Annotated in this window: 1 protein-coding gene; it reads right to left on the reverse strand. The window is 61.2% G+C overall.

Annotation, left to right across the window (positions count from 1 at the left end):
- Positions 1–7: 7 nt before the first annotated feature.
- Positions 8–810 (reverse strand): IS5 family transposase gene (locus tag VSR71_RS34980; protein WP_159373688.1). Its coding sequence is split into 2 segments (ribosomal slippage): positions 8–483 and positions 483–810, totalling 804 coding nucleotides; the frame shifts between segments, so codons are not numbered across the junction.
- Positions 811–867: the final 57 nt, after the last annotated feature.

Genomic DNA, 867 nt, shown 5'->3' on the forward strand with positions numbered 1-867 from the left:
AGAGTCGCTAACAAAACTGCTCAACGAATCGTGAGCAGATGACCGCGCAGGCGAGCGTTAGCAGAGCGAGATGGATATCGAGACGCCGTTCGAAACGAATGCGCAGCTTGCCAAAGGCAGCAAGCCAGGCATGCGTGCGCTCCACAACCCAGCGATGTTTGCCCAAGCGGTCGTTCCTCTCGATGCCGCGGCGTGCGATTCGTGGCTGGATGCCCCGCTTACGCAAATGCTGACGACACCGAGCGAAGTCATATCCCTTGTCGGCATGGAGTTTGTCCGGACGGCTTCGCGGTCGACCGGACAAACCTGGCACCGCTGGTATTGCATCGACCAAGGCTTCGAAGACAATCGAGTCGTGCCGATTAGCGCCCGTTACGGCCAGCGCCAAGGGAACGCCGCGCCGATCTACGACGAGATGGCGTTTGCTGCCGAGTTTTCCGCGATCCGTGGGGTTCGGGCCGGTCTGCTGGCCCCCCGGGGGCTGGCCACTGCTGCGCCATCGATGCTTGCCCGACTCCAATCGATCTGGTCGTGCTCACGCAAGCGGGTCAGCAGGGCCAGATGCAGTCCCTCCCAGACACCGCTGGTTTGCCAGTCACGCAGTCGGCGCCAGCAGGTCATGCCGCTGCCAAAGCCCAGTTCCTGGGGCAAGTCTTCCCACGGAATCCCGGTTTGCAATACAAACAGGATGCCGCCAAGCGCTGCGCGGTCGTCCACTCGCGGTCGGCCGCCCTTGGGCGAGGGCTCGACCGTCGGCAGCAATGGCTGCAAGGCCTTCCACAATTCGTTGTTGATCTTTTTTCGTGCCATGGCACATCACAACGCTCAATTGCCATGTGGCGATGACATGGTTTTGTTAGCCGCTCT

The organism is Cupriavidus oxalaticus (assembly GCF_038900635.1).
Lineage (GTDB): Bacteria > Pseudomonadota > Gammaproteobacteria > Burkholderiales > Burkholderiaceae > Cupriavidus > Cupriavidus oxalaticus_B.